The following is a 6,218-nucleotide window of genomic DNA, read 5'->3' as shown; positions in this document are numbered from 1 at the left end:
TTATTACAATCAAGAAAGACCACACCAAAGTCTGAATGGTGTAGCTCCTAATATTTTTAACCAAAACTGTCAACGAATTAGTTAACCTTTACAGAAATGACTAGGATAACACAACCGTCAGTTCAAGTGATTTTGGTCGAACCTTAGTAAGACCAAAATTGTATCGAGAACTATTCTTAAAAGGAACTATCAAATACTTCTCGATACTAAATTACACTTCATTACATTCCATCACCAGTACTCGTCTTAAACGAGTACTTACAACGTCAAGTAATTATCCAAAAAAAATTGACATAATTGAACGCTAGTAGGCAAATTATTTATAATAACTTCTTTTATCTAACATCGTTTTATGCTTTTCTGTTGAAATCATTGTTTATTTATTCGTTGTAAAATGAACTTCGAAAAGCAGTTAACCCCAATCTTAATCACTTCTTCATCAACAGCGAAATTAGGAGTATGCGGCATGGAAATAATCCCCTTTTCCTTGTTCGAACCACCTAAAAGAAAAAATACTCCTGGGATTTTCTGCTGATAGTAAATAAAATCTTCATTGAAATATGGAATCTGACCATACATTGGCTTTACCTGTTCTGGTTTATGCACTTGAGTCAATACATCAAAAGCTTCCTTTGTTAATTCCTTGTTATTATAAACCGTTGGATTTCCTCCCGTATACTTAATTGATATCAAAGATTCTTTAAATTTAGACCTATTAATTTTCTCTTGTATTTCTAAAGGAATTAAATCAATTCTCTCTTTATTGGTTTCATAGAAATTAATAGTACCGATAACCAAATCATTCTTTCTTATAGTACTTAGATTTCTTAAAATAAAATAATCGGTATACATGGTCTCTTTGGCTTCTATCCCCACTTTAGCATCTATTAAATACGTTAAATCATTTGGTGACGTATTCGGTTTATTCCTGATAAACCCAGCCATTATATCCGACAAAAAATTCTTTATTATACTTTCTTTTTCATGTTTAAATTTAATTTGAAGTTCTTTTTCATATGCAAACAATTCTCCCACTTTTGTATTTACTATTCCTTTTTCGGCTGGACCTATATGAAGTCCGTAAATTTCTTCTGGTTGTATACTATCGAACAAGCCATTTTCTACCAGTTCTCTAGCTCCAGTAAACGTTTCTTCCGATGCCTGAAAAATAAAATAAACAGTTCCTTTTAAATTCTCTTTTTCCTGTGATAAAACATCGGCAATTCCTAAACCTATAGTAGTATGTACGTCATGACCACACATATGAGCTATCCCTTTATTTCTAGAATGAAAATGCACCGTATCGTTGGTTTCAATTTTTATGGCATCCAAATCTGCACGCCATGCTATTCTTTTTCCTTTTTCTTTTCCTTTTAAAATTCCAACCACGCTGTTGCCAGCTATATTGGATATAACCTCCAACCCTAAACTCCGTAAATAATGAGCTACAATTTTAGCGGTTCTTATTTCTTCTCCTGACACTTCCGGATACCTATGCAAATCTCTCCGAACGGCAATCAAATCATCATAAATTTCATCAATCCTATCAGTACTTCGTTGGATTAGTTCTCGCTTTTTTTCTACTTTACATTGTACTAGTAAAACAACTATCAATGCAACTTTTAAATATCGAATTCTTTTAATCATTTGGTTTGTTTTTTAAAATTACACCCCATGAATATTTCATTGGGTTGCACAAAAAAACCAGTAAAAAACTAAACTTAAAAAATAAAGTGACCAACACCTATTATTTTAGATGAAGTACTAATTTTAGTGACGAAAGAATATTTTTTTGGGCTAAAATTATAGGACCGATTTTAGCTTTTTAAAATATGATTTAGACAAAGGAATCTTTACACTACATCCGTGAAGTTCGATTTTCGCATTCTGAGAATTTCCTTCAATTGTTTTTACCCCTGAAGTATTTACAAGATATGACCTATGGCATTGTTCTAAAAATTCGGCCTGTTTTTTTATTTGAGACAAGGTATTTCTGAATACAACCTCTTGCAAACTTCCTTCTTTGTTAAAATAAATATTTACATAATTCTCAGATGATTTTACAAACAATACATCTTGTTTATTCACTTCAATCAGTTCGCCTTTATTAAGTCCTGTAAATTGAATTATGGAAGTTATTTCTGGCGTTACTATTTCGCCAAATTTATTTCTAAAAAATAAATAAAAAGGCAAAGTTAATAAGGTTATCGGGAGTATTGAATTCCCAAAAAACCAGAAAAAATGACTTAAATATTCTGAAGCATTAAAAGATTCATTAAACAAATTATTTAAGAATACCTGATTATAAAAATGAATTGGAAAACTTATTGTGATGGTTAAAAACAGATACGCTAAAATTTCATATTTCACTGTCCATTTTTCTCCTTTGCTGTAATACCATTGGTTCTCAATCCTAGCATTAATAAGATAAATTGCAGAAAACAGCCCTCCGAACCCCATGAAAATAACAATCTTGAATTTAGATTCGAATTGGTAAACACCAAAAGGTTCCAAAAAAACCATAATAAAAGCTATTAAACACCCCAATCCTAAAGCGGTAAAAAACTGCTTTTTAAAACGAAAACTATAAGGTATTTGTTTGTATAGAAATGTTGAATTCATGTATTTTAATGGGGTGTTTGCCTAGCCTTTTGAAAACTCAAATATAAGTTAGTTTTGTTTTCCATTCTTTTTAATTGAGCTAAACTTTATCCTGAAAAAAATAAAAATCTCTTAGTAAATATTGCTTATCCACAAAATTACTTTGCATAGTTTACAAAAAATAAAATACTAAACTTCAAGCAATAACACTATTTTTAAAACGTCTTGAAAAAGTAAAATTTTATTCTATGAAAATAACCACTCCTAATTTAGAGAAGTACCGTAAAGGAGATTTAGCGCAGTATTTTTTCAATGTGCTAGATATTGTAACCGAAGAACGAGCTACTACTCTACAAATTACAGATCAAAGAAATGCTTTAGCGACCATCATGACTTCATTTAAAATGAATTGGCAGCAAATAAAGGGTAGTGAACTCACTCCTCAAATTGCTGAACTTGACGCGCAACGTGACGCTAGTTACGTAGGGCTAAAACAAACTGTGGATGCTTGGGCAAGTAATCATTTTAATGAAAACTTAAAAAATGCGGCTTTCGTAATATCTGATAAATTGGCGACCTATGGCACGAAAATTCAATCCTTGCGATACCAAGAACAAACCGCAACACTTGACGCTATTATTAATGATTTGGAAACCGATTTAATTGCTGAAATAACTTCGCTCGAATTAACGCAATGGGTGTCACATTTAAAAAGTTTAAACAATGCTTTTAACGAAAAGTATGTGTTACGAGCACAAGATTTGTCTACTGAACAAGAGGGCTTGGTGGCTGAAATACGCATGAAAGCAATTGAAGAATTTAGAGTTCTAAAGGACATTTTTGTAGCTCGGGGTACCATTGCCAATGTTGACAACCAAAGTAATGCTGCACTTTTTACTACAGTTCTTAATGAATGGAATACCCTAACAGATCAATACAATACGGCTGTTTTAAGAAATTATAGCAGTTCTTCAACTGAAACACCTGAGGAATCTTCAACAAATTCTCAAACGGATGATAGCAACGATTAGTTAATATTCTTTACCTATTAACACCAAATAAATTTAAAACCTCCGATATAAAATATCGGAACAAAAAGGCTCATTAGTTGAGCAATCAAAATAAATAATAATCATTTTTCAAGACAAAACGCCGCTTTTCAGCGGTGTTTTTTTCGTCTCGACGAGAGCAGGAAGCCCTCGGCTGTTCCCAAACGCGTCCTAACGGGAGCAGGAAGCTCTCGGCAGTTCCCGAACTCATCCTGACAGGAGCAGGAAGCTCTCGGCTGTTCCCAAACTCACCCTGACGCGGGCAGGAAGGTTTCGGCAGTTCCCGAACACACCCTGACGGGAGCAGGAAGCTCTCGGCTGTTCCCGAAGCCGTCCTGACGTGAGTAGGAAGCTTTCGGCAGTTCCCGAAGGCGTCCTGACGTGGGCAGGAAGCTTTCGGCTGTTCCCGAACTCGTCCTGACGTGGGCAGGAAGGTTTCGGCTGTCCCCGACCTCGACCTGACGTGGGCAGAAAGCTTTCAAAGATCGGTAATGACCGAATAAAATTTCGATTAAACTAAATTTTCAGTATCCAATAACTGCAAAACTTCGCTACCAAGACTTTCAGAAAGCCCGCCTTCATTGTTCAAAACCGAAACAAACCCCATTTTACATTCATGGTTGAGCTTTACTAAGTAGGGCTCCATATAAATCGAAAAATCATCTGTTTTAAAAGGTTCAAATTCAACATGTTTCTCTTTATCATTTCCTGGATATAACAACAAGGCTTTTTCTGCATCCCAAAAACGGCAGTAGGTATACATTTGTCGTAAATCTTCTACCGATGCTTTGTTATTACTTGGAGTTTTCCATTTGGTATCAATAATATAGGTCTTCCCTCCTTTTCTCAATACAATGTCGGGCTTCAAATAATTATTCCCCCAAAATAGCCTAGAGTCTTGTCCTATTACCTCAATTTCTTTATTATTCCGGGTAGCTTCTTTCAATTTTCTTAGCACGTACTCTTCCCAAAGAACGTTCATATCAAATAAAAGCGACAACATTTTTTCCTTTCCTCCAGAAATATCTGGTGAATAATTCAAAATAATTAAACGAGCTAACTTTAAAGCGTTTTCATAATCTTTCGATTTCCTATGTAACTTTATCGAATTTAATTGTTGAGTCGTAATTTGCTGTTTAGAAACCTCTGGAAAGTTGAGCGCAATACGCTTACATGTATCTAACAGCCAAGTACCTCTCGAAAATTGAGTAACGATTTCCAAAGCCTTATACAAAACTTGATGTAATATATGATCGGTATCATATACTTGATGGGTAGTGTAAAAACGTTCTTTGTGAACTATATTCTTTTGCAAATGACCAGCAAACTCCAGTTTACCTTTTAACGCTTTGGTATTTTTTGTTTCCTTTCCATATTGCTTGATAAATCCTTTACGCTGTAAACTTTGTACTTCCGACAAAAAATGTTCAAAATATATTTCCAACAAATTTAGATTCGAACGTTTTACATTCGCTGCGCCTGCTGATTCTGGATTAAGTTTACCGCATGCTTTTAACATATTTAACAAAACTCTTTGCCATTTACTATTCGCATCATTCTTATCAGCTTTCGGGTGAATCTCAATCGATAAGCCATTTATTTGAATAATGCCTACATATTGGTTAAACTGAATACCTTTTGCAATAGGTTGAAAATATTTCCAATCGTGGTATTCATTCAGTTTTAATAAAGCATCTAAATGTCTTTGTTTAAAAACTTGCCCATTATATGTTTTGCCAACATATATTCGTTGGTGCTCGTAAACAGTAATCGAATTAGATTTCATTCCCTGTAAGTATTTTTAATGAATGTCACTTCGAGTGGAATTTTTCAGAATGCAATGATGTAAAATTTTGTATCGAGAAGTAATCCTAACTTAAAATTGGTTCTCGATACTATTTTTCTCCGTTTCACTCCGCAAAATCACTCGAACTGACAGTGTCCTTTTTTTCTGATGTCACTTCGAGTGGAATTTCACAGAATGCAATGACGTGAAATTTTGTATCGAGAAGTAATCCTAACTCAAATTAGTTCTCGATACTATTTTCCTTCGCTATCGCTCCGAAAAATCACTCGAACTGACATTTTAATTAAATTTCTTTTTTGCCAAATTGGGCAATAACTCTATTTTATTATCTATTAATGCTCTCTTCTTTGCTTTTGACCATTTTTTAATTTGTTTTTCTTTTTCAATTGCCAAATTAACATCTGTAAATTCACAGTAAAAAACTAGTTCTACTGGTCTTCTAGTAAAAGTATAGCTTCCAATTTTTAAACCGCGACTATGCTCTAGAATACGCTTTTCTAAATTTGACGTAATTCCCGTGTAATAGGTACTGTCGGAACACTCCAATATGTAAACCATGTACTTTTTCATAATCTGATAAAAATATAGACTAATTTTACTCTCAAATAGTTCTCGATACCATTTTACTCCGTTTCACTCCGCAAAATCACTCGGACTGACAGTTCCGTTTTGTTCTATTGTCACTTCGAGTGGAATTTCACAGAATGCAATGAAGTGAAATTTTGTATCGAGAAGTAATGCCATCTTCGAATTAGTTCTCG

The 6,218-nt window shown here is 33.9% G+C and carries 5 protein-coding genes; 1 reads left to right on the top strand and 4 read right to left on the bottom strand.

What is annotated here, in order from left to right; translation table 11 throughout:
* Nucleotides 1-369: 369 nt before the first annotated feature.
* A complete protein-coding gene (locus tag ACKTTV_RS00560; protein WP_408028852.1) occupies nucleotides 370-1,647 on the bottom strand; it encodes a M20 metallopeptidase family protein in 1,278 nt (425 codons plus the stop codon).
* 156 nt (nucleotides 1,648-1,803) lie between these two features.
* Nucleotides 1,804-2,622, bottom strand: a complete 819-nt coding sequence (locus ACKTTV_RS00555; RefSeq protein ID WP_408028851.1) for a LytR/AlgR family response regulator transcription factor — start codon at nucleotides 2,620-2,622, stop codon at nucleotides 1,804-1,806.
* 227 nt (nucleotides 2,623-2,849) lie between these two features.
* Here ACKTTV_RS00555 and ACKTTV_RS00550 point away from each other — a divergent pair, with 227 nt between their 5' ends.
* The gene (locus ACKTTV_RS00550; protein ID WP_408028850.1) at nucleotides 2,850-3,632 is read left to right on the top strand and encodes a DUF6261 family protein; all 783 of its coding nucleotides are present in this window, start codon (nucleotides 2,850-2,852) and stop codon (nucleotides 3,630-3,632) included.
* A 529-nt stretch (nucleotides 3,633-4,161) separates the two neighbouring features.
* Here the strand turns inward: ACKTTV_RS00550 and ACKTTV_RS00545 are convergent.
* Both ACKTTV_RS00545 and ACKTTV_RS00540 read right to left on the bottom strand, forming a co-directional pair.
* Nucleotides 4,162-5,436: an McrC family protein gene (locus ACKTTV_RS00545; RefSeq protein WP_408028849.1), complete on the bottom strand. Its 1,275-nt coding sequence runs from the start codon at nucleotides 5,434-5,436 to the stop codon at nucleotides 4,162-4,164.
* 300 nt (nucleotides 5,437-5,736) lie between these two features.
* Complete coding sequence (locus ACKTTV_RS00540; protein ID WP_408028848.1) at nucleotides 5,737-6,027, bottom strand: GIY-YIG nuclease family protein; 291 nt, start codon at nucleotides 6,025-6,027, stop codon at nucleotides 5,737-5,739.
* Nucleotides 6,028-6,218: the final 191 nt, after the last annotated feature.

It is taken from the genome of Tenacibaculum xiamenense (assembly GCF_964513065.1).
In the GTDB taxonomy this organism is placed as follows: Bacteria; Bacteroidota; Bacteroidia; order Flavobacteriales; family Flavobacteriaceae; genus Polaribacter; species Polaribacter xiamenense.
Note: the sequence above shows the minus strand (reverse complement) of the source record. Positions and strands in the feature narration are given on the sequence as shown.